Annotated in this window: 24 protein-coding genes and 1 tRNA gene; 16 read left to right on the top strand and 9 right to left on the bottom strand. The window is 62.7% G+C overall.

Annotated elements, in window-relative coordinates:
• The first annotated feature begins 42 nt into the window (after positions 1-42).
• The 7 genes from LPB072_RS18965 to LPB072_RS18930 all read left to right on the top strand — a co-directional run bounded on the left by LPB072_RS18965 (position 43) and on the right by LPB072_RS18930 (position 8,140).
• On the top strand, positions 43-1,392 hold the full coding sequence (locus tag LPB072_RS18965) for a (Fe-S)-binding protein (protein ID WP_066086984.1): 1,350 nt from the start codon (positions 43-45) through the stop codon (positions 1,390-1,392).
• Between the two features lie 191 nt (positions 1,393-1,583).
• Positions 1,584-2,186, top strand: coding sequence for a DUF3501 family protein (locus tag LPB072_RS18960; RefSeq protein WP_066086987.1), 603 nt, complete (start codon positions 1,584-1,586; stop codon positions 2,184-2,186).
• A gap of 481 nt (positions 2,187-2,667) precedes the next feature.
• Entirely contained in the window at positions 2,668-4,104 is a 1,437-nt protein-coding gene (locus LPB072_RS18955) for a thiol reductase thioredoxin (RefSeq protein ID WP_066086989.1), read from the top strand.
• Positions 4,101-4,625, top strand: a complete 525-nt coding sequence (locus LPB072_RS24155) for a UGSC family (seleno)protein (RefSeq protein ID WP_273701377.1) — start codon at positions 4,101-4,103, stop codon at positions 4,623-4,625. Before LPB072_RS18955 ends, LPB072_RS24155 begins: the two co-directional genes overlap by 4 nt.
• Before the next feature lie 62 nt (positions 4,626-4,687).
• Positions 4,688-6,082 (top strand): L-seryl-tRNA(Sec) selenium transferase, encoded by a 1,395-nt coding sequence (selA, locus tag LPB072_RS18940; protein WP_066087001.1) that lies wholly within the window; start codon positions 4,688-4,690, stop codon positions 6,080-6,082.
• On the top strand, positions 6,079-7,977 hold the full coding sequence (selB, locus tag LPB072_RS18935; RefSeq protein ID WP_066087004.1) for a selenocysteine-specific translation elongation factor: 1,899 nt from the start codon (positions 6,079-6,081) through the stop codon (positions 7,975-7,977). The genes selA and selB overlap by 4 nt, the downstream gene beginning before the upstream one ends.
• A 70-nt stretch (positions 7,978-8,047) precedes the next feature.
• A tRNA-Sec gene (locus LPB072_RS18930) sits at positions 8,048-8,140 on the top strand.
• A 310-nt stretch (positions 8,141-8,450) separates the two neighbouring features.
• Here the strand turns inward: LPB072_RS18930 and LPB072_RS18925 are convergent.
• A complete protein-coding gene (locus LPB072_RS18925) occupies positions 8,451-9,173 on the bottom strand; it encodes a pseudouridine synthase (RefSeq protein WP_066087007.1) in 723 nt (240 codons plus the stop codon).
• Between the two features lie 200 nt (positions 9,174-9,373).
• On the opposite strand from LPB072_RS18925, the gene yaaA reads away from it, so the two are divergent.
• Genes yaaA through queF form a run of 4 tightly spaced genes read left to right on the top strand, consistent with a single transcriptional unit; the run spans position 9,374 to position 12,774 of the window.
• On the top strand, positions 9,374-10,150 hold the full coding sequence (yaaA, locus tag LPB072_RS18920; RefSeq protein ID WP_066087010.1) for a peroxide stress protein YaaA: 777 nt from the start codon (positions 9,374-9,376) through the stop codon (positions 10,148-10,150).
• A 14-nt stretch (positions 10,151-10,164) separates the two neighbouring features.
• Complete coding sequence (locus tag LPB072_RS18915; RefSeq protein WP_066087013.1) at positions 10,165-11,058, top strand: 2OG-Fe(II) oxygenase; 894 nt, start codon at positions 10,165-10,167, stop codon at positions 11,056-11,058.
• Positions 11,055-11,918 carry an FkbM family methyltransferase gene (locus LPB072_RS18910; protein WP_066087018.1) on the top strand — a complete coding sequence of 288 codons (864 nt, stop codon included), beginning with the start codon at positions 11,055-11,057 and terminating at the stop codon, positions 11,916-11,918. The genes LPB072_RS18915 and LPB072_RS18910 overlap by 4 nt, the downstream gene beginning before the upstream one ends.
• 13 nt (positions 11,919-11,931) lie before the next feature.
• Positions 11,932-12,774 (top strand): NADPH-dependent 7-cyano-7-deazaguanine reductase QueF, encoded by an 843-nt coding sequence (gene queF, locus LPB072_RS18905; protein WP_066087021.1) that lies wholly within the window; start codon positions 11,932-11,934, stop codon positions 12,772-12,774.
• 42 nt (positions 12,775-12,816) lie between these two features.
• On the opposite strand, the gene LPB072_RS18900 is transcribed toward queF, so the two are convergent.
• From LPB072_RS18900 to LPB072_RS18880, 5 genes are all read right to left on the bottom strand, one after another.
• Positions 12,817-13,596 carry an anti-sigma factor gene (locus LPB072_RS18900; RefSeq protein ID WP_066087024.1) on the bottom strand — a complete coding sequence of 260 codons (780 nt, stop codon included), beginning with the start codon at positions 13,594-13,596 and terminating at the stop codon, positions 12,817-12,819.
• Between the two features lie 144 nt (positions 13,597-13,740).
• Positions 13,741-14,313: a sigma-70 family RNA polymerase sigma factor gene (locus tag LPB072_RS18895; protein ID WP_231943309.1), complete on the bottom strand. Its 573-nt coding sequence runs from the start codon at positions 14,311-14,313 to the stop codon at positions 13,741-13,743.
• 68 nt (positions 14,314-14,381) lie between these two features.
• Positions 14,382-15,059, bottom strand: a complete 678-nt coding sequence (locus tag LPB072_RS18890) for a cupredoxin domain-containing protein (RefSeq protein WP_082876772.1) — start codon at positions 15,057-15,059, stop codon at positions 14,382-14,384.
• A complete protein-coding gene (locus LPB072_RS18885; RefSeq protein ID WP_066087027.1) occupies positions 15,056-15,556 on the bottom strand; it encodes a group I truncated hemoglobin in 501 nt (166 codons plus the stop codon). The genes LPB072_RS18890 and LPB072_RS18885 overlap by 4 nt, the downstream gene beginning before the upstream one ends.
• 45 nt (positions 15,557-15,601) lie before the next feature.
• Positions 15,602-16,561 carry a DUF3034 family protein gene (locus LPB072_RS18880; RefSeq protein WP_066087030.1) on the bottom strand — a complete coding sequence of 320 codons (960 nt, stop codon included), beginning with the start codon at positions 16,559-16,561 and terminating at the stop codon, positions 15,602-15,604.
• Positions 16,562-16,826: 265 nt separating this feature from the next.
• Between LPB072_RS18880 and LPB072_RS18875 the strand changes: the two genes are divergently transcribed.
• A complete protein-coding gene (locus tag LPB072_RS18875; RefSeq protein ID WP_066087033.1) occupies positions 16,827-17,429 on the top strand; it encodes a ferritin-like domain-containing protein in 603 nt (200 codons plus the stop codon).
• Between the two features lie 129 nt (positions 17,430-17,558).
• On the opposite strand, the gene LPB072_RS18870 is transcribed toward LPB072_RS18875, so the two are convergent.
• Positions 17,559-18,620 carry a histone deacetylase family protein gene (locus tag LPB072_RS18870; RefSeq protein WP_066087036.1) on the bottom strand — a complete coding sequence of 354 codons (1,062 nt, stop codon included), beginning with the start codon at positions 18,618-18,620 and terminating at the stop codon, positions 17,559-17,561.
• A 343-nt stretch (positions 18,621-18,963) separates the two neighbouring features.
• Between LPB072_RS18870 and LPB072_RS18865 the strand changes: the two genes are divergently transcribed.
• The 4 genes from LPB072_RS18865 (at position 18,964) to LPB072_RS18850 (ending at position 22,760) form a co-directional block, all read left to right on the top strand.
• The gene (locus LPB072_RS18865; protein ID WP_157694117.1) at positions 18,964-20,181 is read left to right on the top strand and encodes a hypothetical protein; all 1,218 of its coding nucleotides are present in this window, start codon (positions 18,964-18,966) and stop codon (positions 20,179-20,181) included.
• Between the two features lie 139 nt (positions 20,182-20,320).
• Positions 20,321-21,535 (top strand): 6-phosphofructokinase, encoded by a 1,215-nt coding sequence (locus LPB072_RS18860; RefSeq protein WP_066087233.1) that lies wholly within the window; start codon positions 20,321-20,323, stop codon positions 21,533-21,535.
• Between the two features lie 181 nt (positions 21,536-21,716).
• On the top strand, positions 21,717-22,307 hold the full coding sequence (locus tag LPB072_RS18855) for a CBS domain-containing protein (protein ID WP_066087236.1): 591 nt from the start codon (positions 21,717-21,719) through the stop codon (positions 22,305-22,307).
• 39 nt (positions 22,308-22,346) lie between these two features.
• Positions 22,347-22,760, top strand: a complete 414-nt coding sequence (locus LPB072_RS18850) for a DUF1161 domain-containing protein (protein WP_082876773.1) — start codon at positions 22,347-22,349, stop codon at positions 22,758-22,760.
• 21 nt (positions 22,761-22,781) lie between these two features.
• Here LPB072_RS18850 and LPB072_RS18845 read toward each other — a convergent pair whose 3' ends face one another.
• Both LPB072_RS18845 and LPB072_RS18840 read right to left on the bottom strand, forming a co-directional pair.
• Positions 22,782-23,630 carry an enoyl-CoA hydratase-related protein gene (locus LPB072_RS18845; protein ID WP_066087046.1) on the bottom strand — a complete coding sequence of 283 codons (849 nt, stop codon included), beginning with the start codon at positions 23,628-23,630 and terminating at the stop codon, positions 22,782-22,784.
• Entirely contained in the window at positions 23,590-24,897 is a 1,308-nt protein-coding gene (locus tag LPB072_RS18840) for a DNA polymerase Y family protein (RefSeq protein ID WP_066087049.1), read from the bottom strand. The genes LPB072_RS18845 and LPB072_RS18840 overlap by 41 nt, the downstream gene beginning before the upstream one ends.
• Positions 24,898-24,925: the final 28 nt, after the last annotated feature.

Raw genomic sequence — 24,925 nt, 5'->3', positions numbered from 1 at the left:
CTTGCAAAAGGTCGAAACAACAACTGAGACAGAGGAGTTCCCATGGCCACCGAAGGCAATCTCCAGGCGCCGACCCGACACGCGCTGGACTGGAAAAACCCCGATTTTTATGATGAAGACAAGTGCCTCGATGAACTCGAGCGCATCTTCGACATTTGCCATGGTTGCCGCCGCTGTGTGAGCCTTTGCGGCTCGTTCCCCACCCTGTTTGATCTGGTCGACGAAAGCTCGACCATGGAGGTCGATGGCGTGGACAAGGCCGATTACTGGAAGGTGGTCGATCAGTGCTACATGTGCGATCTCTGCTACATGACCAAGTGTCCTTACACGCCGCCGCACGAGTGGAACCTTGACTTCCCGCACACCATGCTGCGCGCCAAGGCCATCAAGTTCAAAAAAGGTGAAGTGGGCGTGGCTGAGCGGTTCCTGGCCTCGACCGATGTGCATGGCCAGTTCGCCGGCATTCCCGTTGTGGTTCAGGTCGCCAACGCCGTGAACAAAACCGGATTCGCGCGTGGACTGATGGAGAAGGTCGCGGGTGTTGACAAAGATGCCTGGCTGCCTGAATTGGCCACCAAGAAATTCCGCTCCGCCGCGCCAGAGGCCCAGGCCACCACTGTGGTGGATGGCGACAAGACACCGGGCAAGGTGGCGATCTATTCCACCTGCTACATCAACTACAACGAGCCCGGCATTGGCATGGACCTGTTGAAGATCCTTGACCACAACGACATCCCGTACACGCTGGTCGACAAAGAAAAGTGCTGCGGCATGCCCAAGCTGGAGCTGGGTGACCTTGACTCGGTCGAAGCCAGCAAGCAGGCGAACATCCCGGTGCTGGCGAAGTACGCCCGAGACGGTTTTGCCATTTTGGCGGCGGTGCCGAGTTGTGCGCTCATGTTCAAGCAGGAAATCCCGTTGTTGTTCCCCGGGGATGCCGATGTGCAACTGGTGAAAGAACACATGTGGGATCCCTTTGAATACCTGATGGCCCGCAAGCGCGATGGTCTTCTGAAAACCGAGTTCCCGCAAAAACTGGGCAATGTGAGCTACCAGATTCCCTGCCACGGCCGGGTTCAGAACATCGGCAAGAAGACCGAGGAAATGCTCAAGATGATTCCTGAAACGACCATCAACACCATTGAGCGCTGCTCGGGCCACGCCGGCACCTATGGCGTGAAAAAAGCCCACCACCAGACGGCGATGAAGATTGGCAAACCGGTGTTCAAGGCCATGGCCAACATGAAGGATGGCAGCAAGCCCGACTACATCAGCTCCGACTGCCCACTGGGCGGCCACCACATCGCCCAGGGCTTCGAAGTCAATGGCCTGGGCGCGCCCGAGCTGCAACATCCGCTGAGCCTGGTGGCCAGGGCCTACGGGTTGAAGTGACGAGGAGAACCCCCTAACCGAGCAACGCACGGGATCACAGCACAGCACCCCACACCTGCCCATTTCCATGTGCCCTGAGCGGGTCCGAGGGTTGTCAGCCCGCATGGGGTAAAGGCATCGACAGGCTAAGCCCGAACGGGATGCCTTTCAATGCGGTCCAGCGCACACAACGCCTTATTCGAAAGAAACACATGCAACTCACCGGCCACATCACCCCCGAAAGCCTCATGACCCTGGAGGCCTACACCAAATGGCGCAAAGCCCACAAACCCGAGATCGTGGCGCACCGCAAGCTGCGCAGCGTGATGCTCGGCGAATACATCCACCTGCAGTTTGAAAGCGAAACCACCATCCGCTACCAGATCCAGGAAATGTTGCGCATCGAAAAAGTGTTTGAAGAAGAAGGTATCCAGCAAGAGATCGAAGCCTATGCTCCGCTGGTGCCCGATGGCAGCAACTGGAAAGGCACCATGATGCTGGAGTACACCGATGTCAACGAACGCAAGCGCGAACTGGCGCGGTTGATCGGTGTGGAGGACAGCATGTTTGTTGAAGTCGAAGGCATGGCCCGGGTCTATGCCATCGCCGATGAAGACCTCGACCGCGAGAACGAGGAAAAGACCAGCGCTGTGCATTTTGTGCGCTTCGAATTCACTCCCGCCATGCGCGCGGCCATTCAGGCAGGCGCCGCCGTGAAGCTGGGTTGTGACCACACCAACTACCCCGCCCATGTGCAGATCGCGCCAGAAACACTGGCGAGCCTGGCGGGCGATTTCAGCCAGCGTACAGATTGATGGCGGGCCAAAAAGTCAGGCCGGTTTTCGCCTATCGAGTTCCGGCGTCGGTGTTGCAGTCACAAGGGGCAGTGAGTCCGATCGATTTCCGACCTGAACGGGTTGACGCCTTTGATGCCGTTACCTCGTCCCGCCGGTTGCCGACGGGAGAGGGTGCGCCCCGAACTTCCGCGACAGTCGGCTTCGGCCCGGGCAAGCACAATGCCCACGATGGCTGACGCAGGTTTGCACGACATCCAGAGAAGCGCAGCCGCAGACCGGTTTGTAGACTGCCAACCCGTTGCTCCGGATTCGCCGACCGGTGCATATGGGCACACTGTGCCAGGCGAGACCGGTTCTCGAAGCCTTTCGTCCAGCTGGTGGCGGTTGCAAGCCGTTTCGTTGGCTGCCGGGTTGGCGATCGATGGCATGGCCAAGGTCATTCTGGTGCCGTTGATTCGGACGGAGTATTCATAAAGGCAACGCATTGCGAACGGCATCCATGCAACCTCTACCCAATGGCTTGATCATCGTTGTGAAGCGCGACTGCCCGACCTGTATGCTGGTCGAGCCGCTCGTTCGTCAGCTGGCAAATGGCGCCACGCCGCTCACGGTCTATGTTCAGGACGACCCCGCCTATGCCGGGGGTGTTGCGAACATCATTTTTGATGACACGCTGGAAAATTCCTACCGTCTCAACACCGAGTTTGTGCCCACATTGATTCGGGTGGAGGGTGGGCAGGAAGTCGAGCGAGCCTTTGGCTGGCATCGGGAAGACTGGCAGCGGATTTCCGGCCAGCCGGACCTCGGAACCGGGCTGCCGGCGATTCGCCCAGGGTGTGGCTCCAAAACACTGGACCCGGGAATCGCCGAGGAACTCGCGATTCGTTTCGGGGATGCCCGATTTTCATCCCGTCAGGTTGAGCTCGGAGACGGCGAAGACCCGATGGAGGCCTGCTTTGATCGCGGCTGGACCGATGGCTTGCCGGTGGTGCCACCGACCCAGGTGCGGGTTCTGCGCATGCTGGCCGGAACCACACGCGCCCCAGACGAAATGCTGGGCATGATGCCGCCAGACCTTGCGCCCTGCACCGTCGAGAAGGTCGCCATCAACGCGGTGATGGCCGGCTGCAAACCCGAGTACATGCCCGTTGTGCTGGCGGCCGTCGAGGCCGCGCTGATCGATGAATTTGGCATGCACGGCGTGTTGTGCACCACCATGTTTTGTGGGCCACTGGTCATCGTCAATGGGCCCGTTGCCAAGGCGGTTGGCATGAACTCGGGCGTCAATGCGCTGGGCCAGGGAAACCGGGCCAATGCTTCCATAGGGCGTGCCCTGCAACTGGTCATTCGCAACGTGGGCGGTGGCCGCCCTGGCGAGCTGGACAGGGCCGCGCTGGGCACACCGGGCAAGTACAGCTTTTGCTTTGCTGAAGCCGAAGACAGCGACTGGGCACCCTTGTCGGTCGAGCGGGGATTTGCACCTGGCGCGTCCACCGTCACGCTGTTCGCCGGCGAAGGCGTGCAAGGCATCGTCGATCAAAAATCCCGCACACCCGAATCGCTGGCGCGAAGTTTTGCGCTGTGCCTGCGCGCCGTGGACCATCCCAAGCTGGCGATGGCGGGCGACGCACTGCTGGTGGTCTCACCCGAACACAGCCGTGTTTTCATTGAGGCGGGCTGGTCAAAGGCCCGCTTGCTGGAAGAGCTTGAACGCTTGCTCCTGCTGCCCGGCGACGAGATGATCGTGGGCGCGGGTGGCATCACCGAAGGTTTGCCGAGCAGCCTGGCGGGCACGCTGGTCCCCAAATTCCGTCCCGGCGGGCTGCTCATTGTCCGCGCCGGCGGGACCGCCGGACTGTTTTCTGCCGTTATCGCCGGTTGGGCCGCATCAGGCGCCACCGGGTCGACCCCTGTTTCCAAGGAGATCACCACATGAATGCATCCCACATTCTTCTCGATCCGACAGCGGAGCGCGCATCAGCGGTGCGCGCCCTGCAACCGCGGCCAGCCACCCTTGAGGGGCTGGTCGTCGGCATTCTTGATATTTCGAAGGCGCGCGGGAACATCTTTCTGGACCGCATTGCCGAGCAGCTTGCTGAACGGGGGATCGGTGTGAAGCGCTACCGCAAGCCCACCTTCACGCGTGTGGCACCGGTCGCGCTGAAACAGCAGATAGGCGCTGAATGCCATGTGGTGATTGAAGGTCTGGCTGACTGAGGGTCCTGTACGTCGTGCTGTATGCATGACATTGCAGATCTCGAAGGTCGGGGCATTCCAGGAGTCGGCATTGCATCCACCGAATTCGTGCAGGCGGCAGCCCTGCAGTCCAAGGTGCTGGGCATCGATCCAGCGCTGGTCTTTGTGCGCCATCCGATTCAGGACCGCACCGATGACGAGTTGCGTGCGCTCGCTGACGAGGCGCTGGAGCAGATCATCCGGTCGATCACAGCGAACTGAAATTTCCTCGGAGGGGACCGCGACCAGGTTTTGGCCCTCATGCCCCCTGGGGGGAGGGCCGTATGACGGCGCTTGATCGCGGCGTGCATCTTCGCCTGCCTGCCGTCGATCGGGTCTTGGGGTGGCCTGCGATCTCAGCCTTGATCGAGTCGCACGGGCGGTCTCTCGTGCTGCAGGCCGCCCGCGACGAGCTGGCTTTCTTGCGCGAGCGGGCGGAAGGCGGCACCGACGAAGGCATCGCCCACGGTATCCACGAGCGCGTTGACGCGCTGGTCGTGCCAACGCTGCGCAAGGTGTTCAACCTGACCGGCACGGTGCTGCACACCAACCTCGGTCGCGCCCCGTTGCCACCCGAGGCCATCGAGGCCATGGTGCAGGTTGCTTCCGGCGCATCGAATCTTGAATACGACTTGGGAACCGGCAAGCGCGGTGACCGCGATGACCACGTAGAAGCCTTGTTGTGCCGCCTCACGGGGGCGGAGGCCGCCACGGTGGTCAACAACAATGCCGCGGCCGTCTTGCTGACGCTCAACAGCCTCGCTCTGCGCCGCGAGGTCATCGTGTCGCGCGGCGAGTTGATCGAGATTGGCGGCGCCTTTCGCCTGCCCGACATCATGGCGCGCGCCGGTTGCAAGTTGCACGAAGTGGGCACGACCAACCGCACGCATTTGCGCGATTTTGAGAAGGCGATGGGCACCAAGACCGCGCTGGTGCTCAAGGCCCATGCCAGCAACTACAGCATTCAGGGCTTCACTGCAGAAGCCGATGAGCGGAAGCTTGGCGCCCTGTGCAAAGAACGTGGTTTGCCGTTTGTCGTCGATCTGGGCAGCGGCACTTTGGTGGACCTTGCCCGATTTGGGTTGCCTCATGAACCGACGCCCGCGCAGACGGTCACTGCCGGTGCGGACTTGGTGACCTTCAGTGGCGACAAATTGCTGGGCGGGCCACAGGCCGGCATCATCGTCGGGCGGGCCAGTCTGGTGGCCGCCATCAAGAAAAATCCGATGAAACGGGCCATGCGCTGCGACAAATTGACGATCGCCGCATTGGGTGCGGTCTTGCGTCTGTATGAGAACCCTGAACGGTTGATACAGCGCGTTCCGGTCTTGCGTTTGCTGGCGCGTCCGCCAACCGAAATAGCAGCCCTGGCGCACCGGGTGTTGCCTCTGCTGTCGCAGCACCTGGGCACGCGGGGGCAAGTCGATGTGGTGCCCGTGATGAGTCAGATCGGAAGCGGTTCTTTGCCGGTGGATTTGCTGCCCAGTTTTGCACTGCGTATCAAACCCGTTGGGTCCAAAAAGGGTTCTGGGCGCTGGCTGGATCAATTGGCTGGTGAATTCCGGAAGCTTCCCATTCCCGTGATTGGGCGGATCGCAGATGGCGCCTTTTTGCTGGACTTGCGCTGCCTCGAGGATGAGGCGGGTTTCCTCGCCATGTTGACGCCTTCGCCGGAATGATTGTCGCCACCGCAGGCCATGTGGACCATGGCAAAACGACTTTGGTGAAGGCGCTGACCGGCACCGACACAGACCGGCTCGCGGAAGAGAAGCGGCGGGGCATGTCGATCGACCTGGGGTTCGCGTACGCGGACTTCGGGTCTGAATGGCCAATCGGTTTTGTCGACGTTCCCGGGCATGAGCGGTTCGTGCGCAACATGCTGGCAGGCGTGGCAGCGGTCGATTTCGCCTTGCTGGTTGTTGCCGCTGACGACGGGCCCATGCCGCAGACCCGGGAGCATGTTGCGATTCTGGATTTGCTGGGCATCGAGCAGGGGGCGGTGGCCATCACCAAGATCGACCGGGTGAGCCCCGAGCGTTTGGCTGAAGTGCGGGTTGAAGTGGCTGCCTTGCTGGCCACGGGTGCGCTGCGAGGCGCGCCCGTGTTTCCCGTTGCGGCGCCCAGCGGTGAAGGTCTGATGGCCTTGCGCGCACATTTGATGGCCGCTGACCGTGCCTGGACCGGTCGCTCGCCGCATGGGCATTTCCGGCTGGCGGTCGACCGGAGTTTCACGATTGACGGGGCGGGGCTTGTGGTGACGGGGGCGGTCTTTTCGGGGCGTGTTCAGGTGGGCGATCAGTTGCTGATCTCGCCGCTGGGGACGCCGGTGCGTGTGCGCAGCATCCATGCACAGAATCAAACCGCTGTGCTCGCGAGGGCCGGTCAGCGGTGTGCATTGAACCTCGTCGGTTCGGACCTCAAAAGGCAGGAGGTGCAGCGCGGCGCCTGGATTGTGGCCCCGATGGCCCACGCGCCGACCGCGCGTCTGGACGTGCGTCTCCATGTGCTGGAATCAGAATCACGTGCTTTGACGCACTGGACGCCCGTGCACCTTCACATTGGCGCGACCGCATTGAGCGCGCGGGTGGCAACGCTGGGTGACCGCTCCATCGGCCCTGGGTCATCGGGTCTGGCGCAACTGGTGCTGGACCAGCCCACCAGCGCCATGCGAGGCGATCGTTTCATCTTGCGGGACCAGTCGGGCCGAAACACCATCGCAGGTGGCTTTGTCGTCGATCCTTCTGGACTGGTGCGCGGGCGCTCAAAACCGGCCCGCCTGGCGCAACTGTCGGCGATGGAACGGCCCTCGGTTGCGGACAGCTTGGCGGCTCTGGTGGCGGTCACGCCTGAGGGTATCGATCTGGCACGCTTTGGGCAGGCCTGGAATCTCACGGCCCATGAACTGGATTCGTTGCTGCAAGGACTGGAGATCCAGGTGGTGGCGACGGCGTCGGGCCGGCTGGCTGTGGCGGCATCGCAGTGGGCTTCCCTGAGCGCCGACATTTGCGCAGCGGTGGACGCATGGCACGGTGAACACCCAGACAGCCTGGGCCCCACCGACGCCGAGTTGGCGGCCCAGATTGCCACTCGCAATGCTTCTGCGGTTTTTCGTTCGGCTTTGAAGGCCTTGTTGGCCGATGGCAGTCTGGTACGAGCCGGCTTGAGCCTGCGCCGCCCTGGGCACAGCGCCCGTCTGGACGCTGAAGACGTGTTGTTGCTGGAGCGGGTATCTGCGATCCTTCAGACGCATGGGCTGCGCCCGCCCATCGTGGGGGAACTGGCGACCGCGCTTGATATGGACTTGCCGCTGCTCCTCGAATTCTTGTTGCGGGTGAGTGCGCTCGGGCATCTGGTGCGAATCGCCAAGAACCGGTTCTTTTTGCCGGGCACCGTCGTCGCGCTGGGCGAGCTTGCAGAAACGCTCGCCGCCGAGGCTGCTGATGGCCTGTTCGATGCCGCCCGGTACAGGGACCGGTCCGGTATCGGCCGCAATCTGACGGTGCAGGTATTGGAGTTTCTGGATCGCATCGCCGTGACAAAACTCATCGGTGACCGGCGCGCCATGCGGTCATGATTTGGTCAGTCAGCCATCCTCATAGCCGGATTTCTCTCCGCTATGATGAATTGGTATTGCCTCCATATTCGGAAGGGAAGCGCACCCCGGTGGGGCGCCCGGACTTCAAATCCGGCGAGGCGCGCTCAGCGCGCCTGGTGGGTTCGACTCCCACTCCCTTCCGCCCGATGCACCGGCCAAACATCGACTGTGCAAGCCTGACCTGAACCAGGCAGCCTCCGCAAACTCGGGAGGCCGTTCGGCCACCGATCTCGGTGCGCTTTCGGCGCAGCTTCAACGCACGAACCGACCCCATGGACCGAGCCGAGTTCCAAGGGCGCCAGGAGGCAGGCTCGGCATTGCATCCTCCCGACGCACTCTGCCTATGGGCCTGACTGGCGAAGTTGGGAGGCATCTTTCCCACGCATTGGCTGCATGCCAGGCATTGGCATCAAAACGGCGATGGGCCACTCAGGGTCGGGCTGATGGCTTGGTCAACGTCCCTGTTCAGGCGCTTCTTCGCTGTGCGAGTGCCAGAACGCCCATTCAGGGCCCGGCTCGGCGTTGATGTTCAGCGCTCGCCCCGTCGCTGGGTGGGGCAGCGCCAGCGTGGTGGCGTGCAGCCACATGCGTTGCACGCCGATGAACGCCGCCACGGCACGGTTGAGCGGCCCTTTGCCGTGGGTGGTGTCGCCAAGGATGGGGTGGGAGATGTGCTTCATGTGCCGCCTCAATTGGTGGCGCCGGCCTGTCAGGGGTTGCAGCGCCACCCGCGAGAAGCGGGTAGCCGGGAACGCGTCATAGGGCAAAGGCAGTTCGCCGTGGGCCAGGGTTGCAAATCGTGTTTGTGCTTCCTGCATCTCTTCGCGTCCGAAACGCATGTCGTCGGGCATTCGTTTGAGGGCGTGGTCAATCGGGCCCTCGGGTTTCGCCCAGCCGCGAACGATGGCCTGGTAGGTTTTCTGCACGCCCGGGCCTTGCTCGAAGGCCTGGCCCACCAGCCGAGCGGTGTCGGCATTGAGCGAAAACAGCAGCACGCCGCTGGTGCCTTTGTCGAGCCGGTGGGCGGGCCAAACCGGTTGGCCAATCTGGTCGCGCAGCAGTTGCACCGCAAACCGGGTTTCGCCCGCGTCCAGGCCGGTGCGGTGCACCAGCAGGCCAGGGGGTTTGTCGATGGCGATGAGGTGTTCGTCGCGGTAGAGGATTTCCAGCTGCATCGCACCATTGTCACCGCCTGCGCGCGTTGTTTTGTTGCTTTGTCCCTGTGGCGTGTGATCGGTTCACCTTGGGTCCTTCGACGGAACGTGGCGGCGTGCACGGGCACAGCCGGAGCGAAGCTGGGACGCGGCTGAGCCGGATCCATAGGGGCTCGTTCGTTGCGGCTGCGCTGGTTCCCCCGCCATGCCAAAATTGCCCCATGTTGTTTCTCATCTCCCCCGCCAAGGCGCTCGACTACGAGACGCCTGCCCACGTCAAGACCCACACCCAACCATTGTTCGTCAAGGAGTCGACCGAACTGATCGCCGTGATGCGCGAAAAGTCGCCGCAGCAGATTGCCGAGCTCATGAGTCTGTCGGATGCGCTGTCGGGCTTGAACGCGGCGCGTTACCAGGCCTGGGTGCCCAGGTTCACGGCCAAAAACAGCAAGCAGGCGGTGCTGGCGTTTGATGGTGATGTGTATGGCGGGCTGGAGGCCAAGACGCTGAGCGAAGCCGAGCTGGATTGGCTGCAAGACCATTTGTGCATCTTGAGCGGGCTCTATGGCGTGTTGCGCCCGCTGGACCGGATGCAGGCTTACCGGCTGGAGATGGGCACGCGGCTGGTCACGCCGCGCGGCAAGAATCTTTACCAGTTCTGGGGTTCAAAAATCGCAGACTACTTGAACCAGCGCGCTGCGGCGGACAAAACACCGGTGGTGGTCAACCTGGCCAGCGAAGAGTATTTCAAGGCGGTGGACCGGCGCGCTTTGTTGCCGCGTGTGGTGACTTGCGTGTTTGAAGAGCGCAAGGCCGATGGCTACAAAATTGTGAGTTTCTTTGCCAAGCGGGCGCGGGGCTTGATGGCGCGGTATGCGGTGAAGCACCGCCTCACGCGGGTCGAGCAGCTCAGAGATTTTGCGGAAGAAGGCTACCGTTTTTCGCCTTCGGTGTCCGAACCCGACCGGCTGGTGTTTCGCCGGGATACCGCTGTTTGAGGGAGTCTGTCGCCATGACCCAAGTTGCCACACCCGCTTTGCGTGAATGGATCGTCTCTCAGACTGCCGCGGGCTTTGCGCCGGAACAGGTTTTGAGCGCCATGGTCACCGCGGGCTGGGAACAGGGCTTGGCCGAGACGACCCTGGAGAACACTCTGCGCGACCATTTGCGCAGCCATGCGAAAGGCGCGGTTGCGGCGGCAATGCGGCCGGAAATTTCAGCACAGTTGGCGGACAAGCAATCCAGTGGGGTGGCCGTGCCGACCATTGCCATGGGCAACTCGCCCCGCGTGGTGGATGTTGGCGATCGCCAGGTGGCGATTCTGTCGAGCATGGCGTCGCCGCGTGTGGTGGTGCTGGGAGGCTTGTTGAGCGATGAAGAGTGCGACGCGCTGATCGCGGCGGCGCGCCCGCGCATGGCGCGGTCACTCACGGTTGAAACCAAATCCGGTGGCGAAGAGCTCAACGAGAGCCGCACCAGCAACGGCATGTTTTTTAGCCGTGGCGAGAGCGAGTTGCTCAAACGCATCGAGGCGCGCATTTCGCGTCTGTTGAACTGGCCGGTTGAAAACGGCGAGGGCATGCAGGTGTTGTATTACGGCGTGGGCGCTGAATACAAACCACATTACGACTACTTCGATCCGAACGAGCCTGGCACGCCCACGATTCTCAAACGCGGCGGGCAGCGCGTTGGCACGTTGGTGATGTACCTCAATGAACCCGCCTGCGGCGGTGGCACCATCTTTCCCGATGTGGGTTTGGAGGTGGCGCCGCAGCGAGGCAATGCGGTTTTCTTCAGCTACGACAAACCCGACCCCACCACGCGAACGCTGCACGGCGGCGCGCCGGTGGTCGAGGGGGAGAAATGGGTGGCGACAAAGTGGTTGCGTGCCGGGGTGTTTGAATGATCGGTCTGAGGCTGCCAGCGGCGGCTAGGCCAGCCTCTGCGGTGTTGCAGACCGTGGGTGGGTCGCGATATCTGTTGCATGGCGGGCCCGATCTCATCAACGGGTATTTGCGCAAGGGGCAGGTGTGGGAAGCGCGCACCCTGCGGTTGGCGCAGGTTTTGCTTGCCGGTGTGGCCGAGCCCGTGGTGGTGGACGTGGGTGCCAACCTGGGCGCATTTGCCGTGCCGATGGGTCGCTGGGTGGGGGCACGCGGTGGGCGGCTGGTGGCGTTTGAACCGCAGCGCATGGTCTATTACCAGCTGTGTGCCAACCTGTTTTTGAACGGTTTGGTGCATTGCGAAGCACACCACCTCGCAGTGGGCGATCAGCCCGGCTGGGTCGATGTGCCGCTGCTGAATGTGGCGACCGAGGGCAACCTGGGCGGTCTGTCGCTTGACGAAGGCATTCGGCGCAGCCAGCGCGGCATCACCTCTGCGGTTCAACGCAGCGAGCGCGTGCGCCTGGTGACGCTGGACACGGAGCAGTTGCCAAATGCCCACCTGATCAAGATCGATGTGGAAGGCATGGAGCTGGAGGTTTTGACCGGGGCCCGGGCCTGGCTGACGCGCAGCGGTTTCCCTCCCGTGTTGTTCGAGGTGTGGGGTGAAAAAATGGTGGCTTACCGCGACAAGCGCGAGCGATTGCTGCACTGGGTGCGTCACACTCTGGGCTACGAAGTGACTTTGCTGGGCGAACTCTGCGTGGCCCAACATCCCTCAAACAAGCGGTTCGATATCACCCTCAATCCCGATCGCAGTGTGTCGATGAACGCTGTGTCGTCGAATGGAAAAAGCGCCACCGTGGCCTCTGTGTCCAGCTGAAAAATAACAACCCATGACCCCCGATCACTCCCCGCTCGGCAAAGCCAGTGCCTATGCCGACCAGTACGATGCGTCGCTTTTGTTCCCTTTGCCGCGCGAGCCCAAACGCCGTGAGATCGGAATCACGGGCCATGTGCCCTTCCTGGGGGCCGACTTGTGGACCGCTTTCGAGCTGTCGTGGCTCAACCCGCGTGGCAAACCGCAGGTGGCGATTGCCCACATCACGGTGCCCTGCGAAAGCACACACATTGTTGAGAGCAAGTCGTTCAAGCTTTACCTGAACAGCTTCAACAACAGCCGTTTCGCGAGCGCCGATGAGGTGCGCGACCGTATTCGGGCGGATGTCAGCCGGGCGATCTGGAACGGTGAATCGGTGCAGTCGACCGCGGGCGTTCGTGTGTTGTTGCCAGAGATGTTTGAGTGCGAGCCGGTGCGCGAGATGGAGGGGCTGTCGATTGACCGGCTGGACGTGGCCTGCACGGCTTACCATCCGGCGCCTGAGTTGCTCACTGCGGCTTTGAGCGAAAAGTCGGTGACTGAGGTTCTGACCAGCGATCTGCTCAAGAGCAATTGCCTGGTGACGGGTCAGCCCGACTGGGGCAGTGTGCAGGTCAGCTACAGCGGCCCGCAGATCGACCAGGCGGGGTTGCTGCAATACATTGTGAGCTTTCGCAACCACAACGAATTCCATGAGCAGTGCGTGGAGCGCATCTACATGGACATCATGGCGCGCTGCAAACCCGCCAAGCTGAGTGTGTATGCGCGCTACACGCGCCGTGGCGGGCTGGACATCAACCCCTGGCGCAGCAGCCACCCGCAGTTGCCGCCAGCCAATGTGCGCACGGCACGGCAATAAAAGAGCCGGAGAAGCGGCGCTGCCCCTGGCGGGCAACGCCGTCTAAAGCATCTTCTGAATCAGTGCACCTTTGAAGAGCACCGGGCCTGTCGGGCCGGTTTCGCTCGGCACGCCGCCTTTGGGTTCCAGGCTGATCGCCAGCGTGGGCACTTCGCGCACATCGCCTTCGGCCGCCGCGAGCTTGAGCAAACGCTCCTGGCTCAACACGCCCAGCGAACGCGGACCCCCCGATGGGGGCAGTGCCCAAAGTTGCAGCGATTTGTCGGCCGCTTCCTTGAAATCACCCACGCGCTGCAGCGTGAGCTTCTTGTTGTTGGGATCGAAGGTCACCAGCATGGAGGCGCTGGACTGGTCGTCGTTCAACACGGCCACGTATTCCACTTGGGGCGCCGTGGCCAGCTTGGCTTGCAGCTCTCCGATCTGCGCCCCCATGTTGTCGCGCAGGCCCACGGCGGTGACGACGGCAAGCACGGTGGCCAGCGCGCCGGCAGCGGTGGTGCCGCGCCACAGCGCCAGGCTGCGCAGCCAGCCGCCGGGCGCAGCTTGGATTCTGCTTTCGCGGGCGGCGGTCATTTCAGCCTGTTCCTTGTCGGCGCGCACGAGGTTGTCGATGCGCGTCCACACGGCGGGGGCGGGTTCGCTCGGCGCTTGCAGCTCGTTCATGCTGGCGACGCGGCTTTGCCAGATCAGGGCGGCGGCGCGCACGGGCGCTTGCTCGCGGGCCAGGGTTTCGAATCGGCGGCGGGCGCCGCCACGCAGCGTGCCGAGTGCATAGGCGCTGGCCAGCTTTTCGAGCAGTTCGGGGTTTTGACTCAAGTTCATGGATCAGATCTCAATGCTTCATGGCGCCGGAACACGCTTGACCGCCCGCGAAACGCTCCCGGCCCAGGGCACCGCCGGGCCGGCTTTGCCGGACGGCCAGTGCCGCCCCCCAGGGGGGTGACGAGAAGCGGCGCGGGGGGGGGGTCATGCGAACCTTGCCATGCAGGTGCGCAGTTGGTCCAGCCCACGCCGGATCCAGGTTTTGACCGTGCCCAGCGGCAGCTTGAGCTGCTCGGCGAGCTCGCCGTGGCTCAGGTCGCGCAGGTAGGCCAGGCTCACCACCTCGCGCTGTTTGTGGTCGAGCTGGCCGAGGCACTGATGCAGGGCCTGGGCTTGCTGGCTGGCGAGACTGGTGTCCATGGGGTTGGGCGAGTCGCCTTCCAGCGTATCGGCCATGGCCTCGTCGATGTCGTCGGTCAGGTGCTCACGTGCGGCCTTGCGGCGGCGCAACAGATCGAGTGAGCGGCTGCGCACGATCAGACCCAGCCAGGCCATGGGCGGGCTGAGCGAGGCGCGGTAGTCGGGCGCACTGCGCCAGATTTGCAGGAAGGTGTCTTGCAAGGCGTCTTCGGCCCACTCGTTGTTGCGCACCACCCGCATGGACAGGCCGTAGAGCTTGCCGGAGGTGAGGTCGTACAGCGCCTTGAGGGCCGATTCATCGCGCTGGGCCACGCGATCGATCAGTGCCATCAGTTGTTCATCGGGGGTTTCAGCCATGGCCGCATTGTGAGGCAAGCCGAAAGACCGCGCGGATCGACCCGCAACCCAGAAATCGCGGATGGCTTTCATCGCCGGCGCCGGGGCTGGTTGATGCTGGTCGGGACCTCCACGGCCGATGCGGCGGTGACCTTGACAGCGGTGGCGGGTTGCTCCACCAGTTGCCGCGGGTACCACAGGCGCACCTTGGCAGAGCCTTCGGGCAGGTTGTCCACGGTGGCAACGCCTTCGTCGTTGGTCTTGACCACCCAGGGGCTGTCCGCCACATAGATGCTGGCGCGCATGGAACCGTGCAAATGACAGCCCAGCTGCAAGGGTCCCGCCTCGTTCAGGGTTTCGGTCGCAGACGATGGTTTTTTGCCATCGACTCTGGCGGGCAGCATCAGCGTAAAACCGGTCTCGGGCGATGCGTTCAAACCCGCGAGTCCGGCAGGCAGGCCGCGCACGTGGTGGTCGTACCGGTCGAGGTTGCTGAACAGCACTTCCGAGCCCAGAGGGATCACGCTGATTTTCGGCACGAACTGCAATTTTTCTTGCTGGATCTCGGCCTTGATCGGCGCAGGCGCCAGGCGCTTGCCCGGGTTGGCGGGCTCAACAATGACAACCGCGTCGGCCAGGGGCTGGCCGTCCTTGGCCAGCACGGTGACGGTCAGGGTGGCGGCTTGCGCCACCATCCCTTGCAGCGCAAAAGCGGCCGCGATGGCCCAGGCTGTCGGGCGCTTTTGGAGGTGGTGGCGTGGGCTCATCGTGGGGTCACCACGTCGCGGTGCATGGGGGCGAGCAAGGCCAGCATCTGGTTTTGCCGGGTGAAGGGAATGCCACGCGCGTCCATGGTCTGTTGCAGCACCTCGACCAGGGCGTTGAAGTGGGCACGGGACACGTCCATGTTGCTGTGGGCGGTTTTCATGTCCGGACCCTTGTAGACGCAAGGGCCTCCGGAGAGCTGGCACAACTGGTCGCTCAGTTGGCTGGCCAGGTTGTCAAGGTTGGTTTCGCTGAACTGGTCACCGATGCGGGCGTCAGCGCGCAGGCGTTGCGCAAAATCGGTCATGAGTGAGCGAATGCCCTCTTTTTCACCGAAGGCTTCATAGAGGCCGGCAGCGGGTGCAACCGGGTAGGCGCTGGCGTCGCTGACCATGGGTTTGCCATGGTGGGGTGACATGGTGTCTGCTTGCGCGAGGCCGCTGCCGAGCGTCAGTGCGGCGGCGAGGGACAAGGCGAGCGGGTGGATGGTGAATTTCATGATGAATGGCCTTTTTGAATGTGTGAGTCAGTGAATGGCTGGGTTTCAGAACGCGAACTGTGCCGAGACGTAGACGCCGTTCTGACGCTTGTTGTTGGTGGTCGCGGGCACGAGACGGCCCAGGTCGACATAGGCGGCGGTGAGCGACACGTTCTTGCTCGGTGCCCAGGCAATGAAGATGTCTTTCCAGGCGCCGCCACGCAGTCCATCGCCCAGGCCGGCGGCGTTGCCGGCGGTTTGCAACTTGTTGGGCATGCCGCGGTATTCAACGCCCACGGCCAGGTTGTTGCGAATCAGATAGGCCACCGAGATTTCGGGTTGAATTTCGTAGCCGTTGTCGGCCCCGCCCAGCGTGGCGCCGAAACCGAGCAAACCGTTCTGGTTGGCTTTGGTGGCACGCAGCGTGCCGTTGACCAGGATGCCCTGGGCCAGGAAGAGCTTGGTGGCGCTCACATACACATCGGTTCCGTTGCGCTTGGCGCCCAGTGCATCCAGGGTGTCGTCAAGACCGCTGGACTCCAGCTGTTTGAGCTGCACGCCGACGGCGATCTGAGGCATCAGGCTGTCGCTGTCGAGCACTGCGTCGCCAGCCACACGAACCTTGGCGCCAAGGATGTTCTGGCGCAGATGCAGGCCGGGCAGGCCGAGCAAGGTGCCGGTGATGCCGGTGTTGAAATCCTGACGAGCCACCGAGAGTTCCACGCGGTTGTTGAACGCCACGGCTGCGCCGGCCACGTTGAGGCCGTAGTCCTGCGTTTTGGCGTGGCTTGCGAAAGCGGAGAAGCCGGTTTCGTCTGCCGTGGCCTGGGTGCCGATCACGGCCCAGGGAGACAAGCCGCCCCCGGCTGCGCCTTCGATGGTGCTCACACCACCGGTGAGCAGCAGCTTGCCGGTATCGGCATGGGCTGAAGTGACAACGCCGGTCAACAGGGTGATGGCGGCAGCCAATGGGAGCAGAGGCCGTGCATGGCGGAGCAGAGCAAAGGGTAGGGCGTGTGGCGTCATGGTCTTGGGCTTTGTGTGAAGAGGTCGGATTGACCGGGAGGTGTGGCCTCAACCCCGTGGATCACTTTGAGGTTGTCTGGCCTCCCGACTACGCAGGCGGCGCCGCGCCGGATTCAACGCAGTGCCAAGCCCACACGGTTTTTGTGGACTTCCGAATCCGGTGGTCGCCCTGCCTGCGTATCCCCCATGTCGGCGCTGCATTCCTGTTTTCCGGCACCGGCCGCTTTGAATCCTTCAATCTTCAATCCACCCCTAGGAATCCCACATGAACTCCGCTCTCTCAAACGCTTCTTCTCTGATTCATTCAGGCCACGCATCACGCCGAGGCTTCATGCGCACCGGCGGGGCGCTTTCCGCTGTGGCGGTGTCCTTGCTGGCTGGCAATGAAGCCATGGCCGCTGGCATGAAGGGCGATACGTCCAAAGACGTGTCCATCCTCAATGTGGCTCTGGCTTTGGAACACGAAGCCATCAACGCCTACCAGCTGGGTGCGGGCAGTGGCTTGCTGCAAAAACCGGTGCTCGATATCGCGGTGAACTTCCAGAGCCACCACAAGGCCCACCGCGATGCACTGATGGCCACCATCAAGAAGATGGGTGGCGAGCCTGTGGCCGAGCAAAAGATCGAGGTGTACGCCGAATCGCTGAAGGCTGGCACGCTCAAGAGCCAGGCCGATGTTCTGAGCCTGGCCGCTCGCCTGGAGCTGGGCGCCACCAATGCCTACCTGGGCGTGATTCCCGCGTTTGGCGACAGCGAGCTGGCCAAAGTGGCTGCCCGTCTGGCCGCCGATGAAACCATGCATTACACGGTGTTGATCAGCGCCCTGGGCCGTCCGCTGCCCGCTGGCGCCCTGTCTTTCGGTGGCTGATTCTGCTTCGCCTGCTTCAACCGATTCAATTTTCTGGAAAGCGGATTGATGGTGTGTTGACGTCTGAACAAAAGAGCAAAAGAGAAGCGGCCCAGGCCGCTTCTCTTTTGGGCGGGGTTGCCGCCAAGCTCAGGCAGCGTTTTGAAACCCTGCCAGCAAGTTGACGGCGTTCACCCCAACTTCGTCCACGGCGTAGCCGCCCTCAAAGGTGAAGACCGTGGGCAGATCCGCATCGGCGAGGCGGCGGCCAATGGTGGTGTAGTCGCCGCTTTTGAGGGTGAAGCCTGAAATGGGATCGCCCTCAAAGGTGTCCAGGCCCATGGGCACCACCAGAGCACCGGCTTTGTAGTGGTGCACCGCGTCCAGCGCTTGGTCGAGGGCGCGTATCCAGGGCATGAAGCCTGTGCCGTGGGCCAGCGGCAGGTTGAGGTTGAAGCCTTCACCTGCGCCTGCGCCGCGTTCGTCTGCATGGCCCAGGTAATACGGGTATTCGGTGAGCGGATCGCCGTGGATGGAGATCGTCAGCACGTCCGGGCGTTCGTAAAAGATGGTCTGTGTGCCGTTGCCGTGGTGGTAGTCCACATCGAGCACGGCCACCCGTTCGACGCCTTTGTCTCGCAGGGTTTGCGCGGCCACCGCCGCGTTGTTGAGGAAACAGTAGCCGCCGAAAAAGTCGGGGCCGGCGTGGTGGCCGGGCGGGCGGGTCAAGGCGAATGCGCTGCGCGCGCCGGCTGCCACGTCTTGCGCAGCGGCCATGGCGCAGGCCGCGCCTTTTCGCGCCGCTGTCCAGCTGCCTGCTGTGAGCGGACAGCCTGAGTCGAAGGCAAAAGCGCCCATGCGGGCTGCGAAGTTTTCGGGCAGGCGGTCGGTACGAAAGCCGTGGCGATTGGGCATGGGCCAAACCGAAGGCAGGGCATCGCGTTCGACGTTGGCGGGATCCATGGCGACCCATTCGGCCCAGGCGCCTTCCAGAAAATTCAGGTAACGCTCGCTGTGAACGCTCGCCAGGATGGCATCGAGTTCGATGTCGCTGATCGAAGGCTGAAGCACCTTGCCCAAGGGGCGCCGTTCGAGCTCCCTCATGACGAAATCGAAGCGTGCGGGCACTTCGTGGCAAGCGACCATGCGGCCGCGAAACATTTCCTGGCGTGCGGCGTGGAGGATGTGATCGGGGTTGTAGAAGGTCTTCATGTTGGAAGTGTCGCATTGCTTGCGGGGTGCACTGAACCGGTGGCCCAGTCCAGAAACGCCTGAACACCGGCTGAACGAAAGGCTTGGACTGCCGTGTGGTAGTTCTCGTCAGTCTGATATTGTTTCTGTTGTTACATGCAGCAACAAATTAGAATGGCTGCAGGTCCTGGCCGTGTAAGCGCCATTTGAGCGTGGGCTCACCGGGTTCGGCAGAGGGAGCACTGGTTTCGCATTGGCACGCCTTCTGGCGTTTCAACAGGACGGGCGACGCAAGCGCCCAGTTCCATGGCGAGGTCGATCGCCCCGAAGGGGTCGAATGGCAATCGAAGACAGGGTTTTGGAGTTGGAATCAATCGCAACGGTAGAACTGGCGGTATGGGCGGGCATGACCGGTGCCCTCGCTGTGCTGTGTCTGGTTGCGATGGCCGACTGTCTGGTTCAGCGCACGGTGGCGTCGGTTCGTGGGTTGGCGTTTCTCATCATGATGGGTGGGGGGGTGATCGCGCTGTCGGGTTTTCCGGAGCAGCTTTTTCCCGAGCTGGACAACGCAAACTACCTGCCATTGAAAGTGGCGATCGGTCCTTTGAGTGCCGCGCTGGCCTTGCGTTACCTGGGTGTCTGGCTGGGCACCGAGCGGGAAGACGCACTGACCCGCTGGACGGTGCAGGTCGCCTGTGTGGTTCTTGTGCTGCTGTCGGTGGCGACGTTCTTCGCCGCTCGCCGTTTCGAACCGCACAACGTGTTGATGTCGGCGGGCGGCATCTATCTGGCGATGGTCGGCGTGGCCATGTTCATCAGTGCCCGCGCTGCAGCACTGGGCGACTCACTGGCGCGCTGGATGGTGCTGGCCTGCGTGTTTCTGTGGCTGGCGGTCATGGGGCTGGTGGCCAAGAGCATTGAATTGCCTGGCCTGGGGTTAATGACCTGGGTGCTCACAGCCTTTGCGACCGTGGCCTACTTTCTGATCGTGATCGCCCTGACCATTCAGCGCACACGGGAGATGCGGCGCCTGCAGCTGTTGGCCAAGGGCGTGGTGGCGCAGGATTTCAATATTCCCATGCCCCAGGGTTCGCAGCTGATTCCCAGGGTGGCCGATGTGATGTGGCGCAGCCAGCGTATGGAGCGGCCTTGTGTGGTGGCTGCGATTGCGGTGCGCAACCTGTATGAACTGGCCGATGAACTTGGCCACGGCGTGGAGATAGAAATACTCGCGGTTCTAGCCGCCCGCATTCGCCGCCATGTGGGCTTTCGCAACGTGGTGGGTCTGTACCACCCGAGGTGCTTCGTTCTGGCGGTTTCGTCGGGACAGGATCCACGCCGGGGCGAGCTGTTTGTTCAGTCGTTGTTGACGTCGATCCGCTCCAGTGTTCGTGTGGGGCCACCCGATCAGCGTTTCGATTTCTGGCCAGCGGTGGGCATGGGCGTGGTGCAGGTCGAGCATTCCCCCATGGAAGCCCTGGCGGCGATCGACAGGGCAGAGCAACTGGCAATCGAGGACCTGCATATCGAGGACCTGCTTTCGCGCCCGCTTGATATGGATTCGGTGCCACAGGTGCGCTGAACCTGACTGAAGGCGCGGTGGGCGACAGCGCGGTGCACCGCTGACGAAGGCCTGACCACGGTGCGTCTTGTAGAGACTTCGGGGGCTCGGTATGCTGATTGGTGTCGCATCCAGCATGCACTTCCCAAGAAAGCGCCCCATGCCATCAGGAAAAATCCTCGTTGCCCAAGGCGGTGGCCCCACCGCGGTCATCAACCAGTCCATGGTGGGCGTGGCGCTGGAGGCGCGGCGCTTTCGTGATGTGAAGCTGGTCTACGGCGCTCGCCACGGCGTGCGCGGTATCGTGGACGAAGATTTTCTCGACCTCACGCAAGAGACCAGCCACAACCTGGAAGCGGTTGCGAACACGCCATCTTCTGCCCTGGGCTCCACGCGCGACAAACCCGACCTGAAGTACTGCCAGGAAATTTTCAAGGTGCTCAAGGCCCACGAGATCGAGCATTTTTTCTACATCGGTGGCAACGATTCTTCCGACACGGTGCGCATCGTGAGCGAAGAGGCGCACAAGGCCAACTACCCGCTGCGCAGCATTCACATCCCCAAGACCATCGACAACGATCTGGTTGGCAGCGACCACACGCCTGGCTTTCCCTCGGCAGCGCGTTTTGTTGCCCAGGCTTTTGCCGGTGCGAACCTCGACAACGCGGCGCTGCCGGGCGTGTATGTGGGCGTGGTGATGGGGCGCCACGCCGGGTTTCTCACCGCTGCGTCGGCGCTGGGCAAGAAGTTCCAGGACGATGGCCCCCACCTGATTTACCTGCCGGAGCGGGTGTTTGACATCCCAAAATTTCTCGCCGATGTGAAGACCGTATATGACCGCTATGGCCGTTGTGTGGTCGCGGTCTCGGAAGGCATTCACGATGCCTCGGGCCAGCCCATCATGGCCCGGCTGGCCAAGGACATCGAGAAAGACGCGCACGGCAATGTACAGCTCTCGGGTACGGGCGCGCTGGCCGATCTGTTGTGCGAAGAGATCAAGGCCAGGCTGGGCATCAAGCGGGTGCGCGGTGACACCTTTGGTTATCTGCAGCGCAGCTTCATTGGCTGCGTGAGCGATGTGGACCAGCGCGAGGCGCGCGAGGTGGGAGAAAAGGCGGTGCAGTACGCCATGTGGGGCAAGGTGGACGGCTCGGTGGCCATCAAGCGCACGGGGTTTTACTCGGCTGATTACGAGCTGCTGCCACTGTCTGCGGTGGCAGGTAAAACGCGGGTGATGGAAGATGAGTTCATTGCCGCCAACGGCTGCGATGTGACCGATGCGTTTCGCATGTACCTGCGCCCGTTGCTGGGCTCGCGCATGCCCGACGCTTACCGGCTGCGGCCTAACGCGGTGCCCAGGGTGCTCCGGCCCTGAAAAAAACGTCGGGGTTACTTAGGCAGTCCTTATGGCCTTTGAAGACCCTGAGTCCCCGTCTGGCTTGCTGCCCAGGCTTGTGTCTGGCGAGCCAGGCTGCTAATGTTGACACCGCGCCGTGCTCCAGCTTTTCGGCTTCTGAATCGGCGTGATTGTCATCCGAAAAGAAAGTGAACATACCGTGGACCATTCCGTTCTCCCCACCTACCGTTTCGCAGCCGGCACCCGCATTGCCCAGGCCACGCCGCCCATGGGGCAGCCCGTGAAGCTTGAGTCACCCGGTCGGTCGGTGATGACCGACCTGACGCATGTTCGGGCGGCGACAGTGGCTCCCGACATGCTGCTGTCGCAGGCCAAGCAAGTCATGATTCACCAAGGGGTGCGGTTGCTGTTTGTGGTGAGCGACATGCCGAATGTGGAGGGGTTGATCACCTCCACCGATCTGGAGGGCGAACGGCCCATGCAGGTGATTGGCCGCCGCGGGGTGAAATACGAAGATTTGCGGGTGGTCGACGTGATGTCGCCACTGGAGTCGCTCGATGCCATCGGCCTGGAGGAACTGGCCCACGCCGATGTCGCCAAAGTGGTGGCCACGCTGAAGCGGCTGGGGCGGCGTCACCTGCTGGTGGTGCAGCAGGCAGGCAGCCACCATGGGTCGCAGGTGCGTGGCGTGATTTCGCTGAGTCAGATTGAACGCCAGTTGGGTCGCTCCATCGAGTTGGTGGAAGTCGCGGGCAATTTTGCCGAGATCAGTGCGTCGCTGGCGGCTTGAAGGGGTGACAGCAAGGGTGTACGGTCTGATAATCAATTGATGTCTGTATCCCGAACCTCTCATCCGTCTGCCATGTATCCGATTTCCCGCTTCCTGATTGCTGGCGCGCTGGTTGCTGCCGCTGGCGCCGCTCAAGCCGCTGAAACCTGCGAGGATTTGCAAAGCCGCATTGAGGCCAACATCGCCAGCAAGGGTGTGACAGATTTTTCCGTGACGGTGGTCGATGCCACTGCAGACGCACCCGGGAAAGTGGTGGGCAGTTGCGGCAATGGCCAGAAAAAAATCATGTATGCGCGTGGCGTTGCATCGGCGCCTGCGGTGGCACCCGCTCCCGCTGTGGCGCCGCCAACAGCGAGCAAGCCCGCCGCAGCCCCCAAGGCGGGTAAAAACCAGGGCATCCTGACCGAATGCAAAGACGGTACGGTGTCTTTGGGCGGTGACTGCAAGCCCTGAGCGGTCAGAGCCCAGCCGCAGTCAACCCATTTCCTTGAACGAGGTGAGTGGCGCCAGTGGCGGGAACGTCCCTGCGCGCTTTTCTTTCATGGCGGTGATGGACTCCAGCACATGTTTGTTGCTCCAGATCGCACCTTGCAGCCAGCCCATCTGGCGCAGGCTGTCTTCGGTGGAGTGATCGCGCGCGTAGTCGATGGCCTGCTTGGTGCCCCAGATGGCGACCGGCGGCTTGCTGGCGATTTCCCTGGCGCACTGCAAAGCGGCAGCCACCATGGCCTCGGCGGTATCGAACACTTCGTTGACCAGGCCATAGCCTTGGGCTCTGGCCGCGGGCAGGCGGCGCCCGGTGTAGGCCAGCTCCTTGACGACGGCCAGTGGCAGCAACTTGGGCAGGCGCTGCAAGGTGCCCACGTCGGCCACCATGCCGATGTTGATTTCCTGGATGCAGAAGAAGGCGTCGGCTGTGGCGTAGCGGATGCAGGCGGCGGTCACCATGTCGACCGCACCGCCGATGCAGCCGCCCTGAATCGCGCAAATCACCGGTATGCGCAGGGTTTCGATCTTGGTGAATGTGGCCTGCATGTCGGTCAACACATCAAACACCGCCGCGCGGCCTTCGGGGCTCTGGTCGTCCATCTGCACCGCGCTGCTGAAGGTCTCCAGCGCCATGCCGGCAGAGAAGTGCTTGCCGGTGCTGCTGATGACCAGGGCGCGGGCCGTGCCCTCGCGGTGAATGCGGGTCAAGATCTCGTCCAGCTCGCGCCAGAAGGTGGGGTGCATGGTGTTCAACGCCTCGGGGCGGTTGAGCACCAGGTGGGCAACACCGTCGTCAGTCGAGCTCAGGGAAAAGCAGGTGGGTGTGGTGGTCATCGGGGGTCCTGTCTTTGCAGTTGGCAGATGGGGAGTCACTGTAGTCGCTGGTCAACGCTTCGTCTGTCCCGGCCTTGACCAGCTTGCCCACGCGAACACCCAGCAGCCGCAGGCGCCGGGTGAGATCGACACGCTTCAGGCACAGGCCGGCCTCTCGGCGGATGGTGGCGGCGTCGGCGGTGAATTGCTCGATGGTTGTGTCGCGGGTCACGCTCTGGAAATTGTCGTAGCGCAGCTTGATGCCGATGGTTTTGCCCACATAGCCTTTGCGCTGCAGGTCGGCCGCCACCTGCTCGCAGAGCCTGGTGAACACCGCGCCCAGCTCGGCGCGGTCGCGCACCGCGTGCAGGTCGCGCTCAAAAGTGGTCTCCCGGCTCATGCTCACCGGCTCGCTCTCGGTCACCACCGGCCGCTCATCGCGGCCCCAGCTCACCTCGTGCAGCCAGGCGCCGTAGCTCTTGCCGAAATGCTGCATCAGCCAGCCGCGCTCTTTCGCTGCCAGATCGCCCACGGTGACGATGCCCTGCTTTTGCAGCTTCTCGTCCGCCTTGGGTCCCACGCCATTGACCTTGCGGCAAGGCAGCGGCCAGATCAGGGTTTGCAGATCGTCCATGGTGACGATGCTGATGCCGTTGGGCTTGTGGAACTCGCTGGCCATCTTGGCGATCAGCTTGTTGGGCGCCACGCCTATGGAGCAGGTGAGGCCGGTGGCCTCAAAAATGCATTTCTGGATCAGCCGGGCCAACACGCGCCCGCCTTCGCGCTGACCGCCGGGCACCTCGGTGAAATCGATGTACACCTCGTCAATGCCCCGGTCTTCCATCACTGGTGCGATCTCGGTGATGGTGCTTTTGAACAGGCGCGAGATGCGGCGCACTTCGTCAAAATCCACCGGCAACAAAATCGCCTGCGGGCACAGCTTGGCCGCCTTCATCAGCCCCATGGCCGAGCCCACGCCGAACTGGCGCGCCGCGTAGGTCGCGGTGGTGGCCACGCCGCGGCCGGTGTAGCCCGCCAGGCGCGGGAAAAAGTCCACCGGAATCATGTCGAGCGTGGCCGCGCTCCAGTCCTGATCAGGGTAGGCCTCGCGCAAGCCGGCCAACACATCGTCTTCCTTGCGCCGCCCGCCGCCGATCACCACCGGCAGACCCTTGAGCTGCGGGTAACGCAGCAGCTCGACCGACGCGAAAAACGCATCCATGTCGAGGTGGGCAATGCGCCGGGGCAAGGGGTTTTCAGACAGGGGAGGACTCACCCTTGGAAGCATAGCGCGCCAACAGGGCGCGCTGTTACCT

The organism is Hydrogenophaga crassostreae (assembly GCF_001761385.1).
In the GTDB taxonomy this organism is placed as follows: Bacteria; Pseudomonadota; Gammaproteobacteria; order Burkholderiales; family Burkholderiaceae_C; genus Hydrogenophaga; species Hydrogenophaga crassostreae.
Note: the sequence above shows the minus strand (reverse complement) of the source record. Positions and strands in the feature narration are given on the sequence as shown.

What these genes read in the sequence shown, in the direction of transcription:
- LPB072_RS18955 (WP_066086989.1), top strand. Translation starts at nt 2,668, where the DNA reads ATGCAACCTCTACCCAATGGCTTGATCATCGTTGTGAAGCGCGACTGC.
- LPB072_RS18895 (WP_231943309.1), bottom strand. Translation starts at nt 14,313, where the DNA reads ATGGCTGAAACCCCCGATGAACAACTGATGGCACTGATCGATCGCGTG.
- LPB072_RS18845 (WP_066087046.1), bottom strand. Translation starts at nt 23,630, where the DNA reads ATGACCACCACACCCACCTGCTTTTCCCTGAGCTCGACTGACGACGGT.
- LPB072_RS18925 (WP_066087007.1), bottom strand. Translation starts at nt 9,173, where the DNA reads ATGCAGCTGGAAATCCTCTACCGCGACGAACACCTCATCGCCATCGAC.
- selA (WP_066087001.1), top strand. Translation starts at nt 4,688, where the DNA reads ATGACGGCGCTTGATCGCGGCGTGCATCTTCGCCTGCCTGCCGTCGAT.
- LPB072_RS18915 (WP_066087013.1), top strand. Translation starts at nt 10,165, where the DNA reads ATGACCCAAGTTGCCACACCCGCTTTGCGTGAATGGATCGTCTCTCAG.
- LPB072_RS18840 (WP_066087049.1), bottom strand. Translation starts at nt 24,897, where the DNA reads ATGCTTCCAAGGGTGAGTCCTCCCCTGTCTGAAAACCCCTTGCCCCGG.
- queF (WP_066087021.1), top strand. Translation starts at nt 11,932, where the DNA reads ATGACCCCCGATCACTCCCCGCTCGGCAAAGCCAGTGCCTATGCCGAC.
- LPB072_RS18965 (WP_066086984.1), top strand. Translation starts at nt 43, where the DNA reads ATGGCCACCGAAGGCAATCTCCAGGCGCCGACCCGACACGCGCTGGAC.
- LPB072_RS18880 (WP_066087030.1), bottom strand. Translation starts at nt 16,561, where the DNA reads ATGACGCCACACGCCCTACCCTTTGCTCTGCTCCGCCATGCACGGCCT.
- LPB072_RS18850 (WP_082876773.1), top strand. Translation starts at nt 22,347, where the DNA reads ATGTCTGTATCCCGAACCTCTCATCCGTCTGCCATGTATCCGATTTCC.
- LPB072_RS18870 (WP_066087036.1), bottom strand. Translation starts at nt 18,620, where the DNA reads ATGAAGACCTTCTACAACCCCGATCACATCCTCCACGCCGCACGCCAG.
- LPB072_RS18900 (WP_066087024.1), bottom strand. Translation starts at nt 13,596, where the DNA reads ATGAACTTGAGTCAAAACCCCGAACTGCTCGAAAAGCTGGCCAGCGCC.
- LPB072_RS18910 (WP_066087018.1), top strand. Translation starts at nt 11,055, where the DNA reads ATGATCGGTCTGAGGCTGCCAGCGGCGGCTAGGCCAGCCTCTGCGGTG.
- LPB072_RS18890 (WP_082876772.1), bottom strand. Translation starts at nt 15,059, where the DNA reads ATGAGCCCACGCCACCACCTCCAAAAGCGCCCGACAGCCTGGGCCATC.
- yaaA (WP_066087010.1), top strand. Translation starts at nt 9,374, where the DNA reads ATGTTGTTTCTCATCTCCCCCGCCAAGGCGCTCGACTACGAGACGCCT.
- LPB072_RS18885 (WP_066087027.1), bottom strand. Translation starts at nt 15,556, where the DNA reads ATGAAATTCACCATCCACCCGCTCGCCTTGTCCCTCGCCGCCGCACTG.
- LPB072_RS18960 (WP_066086987.1), top strand. Translation starts at nt 1,584, where the DNA reads ATGCAACTCACCGGCCACATCACCCCCGAAAGCCTCATGACCCTGGAG.
- selB (WP_066087004.1), top strand. Translation starts at nt 6,079, where the DNA reads ATGATTGTCGCCACCGCAGGCCATGTGGACCATGGCAAAACGACTTTG.
- LPB072_RS18860 (WP_066087233.1), top strand. Translation starts at nt 20,321, where the DNA reads ATGCCATCAGGAAAAATCCTCGTTGCCCAAGGCGGTGGCCCCACCGCG.
- LPB072_RS18875 (WP_066087033.1), top strand. Translation starts at nt 16,827, where the DNA reads ATGAACTCCGCTCTCTCAAACGCTTCTTCTCTGATTCATTCAGGCCAC.